The following is a 501-nucleotide window of genomic DNA, read 5'->3' as shown; positions in this document are numbered from 1 at the left end:
GGGGGCGTGTGTGGGGTGTGTGGTACGGGGTTGTTGTTTGAGAACTACATAGTGGACGCGAGCATCTTTTATAAGAAGCAATTTCCAAGAATATGAACATGGATCTGGCTGCGAGTGATGGTACCGCCTCTTTTTGGTGTGGTGTTTTTGGGTGTGGTTGTTTTCTGTGGTTCTCTCGAAAATTATAGTTTTTGATATTTTGTGGTCAAGTTTATAAGAGAACACTTTTGATGCCTAGTCATAAGGATAAGAAGAAGTACGTAGTAATCTGCGATAAGCCTCGGGGAGTCGAAAACCGGACTGTGATCCCAGGGTGTCCGACTGGGGAAACCCCGCCAGACGCGCAAGTGATCTGGTGACCCGCATCTGAACACATAGGGTGCGTGTAGGGACCGCGGGGAAGTGAAACATCTCAGTACCCGCAGGAAGAGAAAACAATAGTGATTCCGTCAGTAGTGGCGAGCGAACGCGGATCAGGCTAAACCGTTCCATGTGTGATAG

Annotated in this window: 1 rRNA gene; it reads left to right on the top strand. The window is 48.5% G+C overall.

The window, feature by feature from the left end:
- Positions 1–203: 203 nt before the first annotated feature.
- A 23S ribosomal RNA gene (locus tag JYA52_RS00150) occupies positions 204–501 on the top strand; the annotation flags it as partial.

The organism is Arthrobacter pascens, assembly GCF_017052465.1.
Lineage (GTDB): Bacteria > Actinomycetota > Actinomycetes > Actinomycetales > Micrococcaceae > Arthrobacter > Arthrobacter pascens.
Note: the sequence above shows the minus strand (reverse complement) of the source record. Positions and strands in the feature narration are given on the sequence as shown.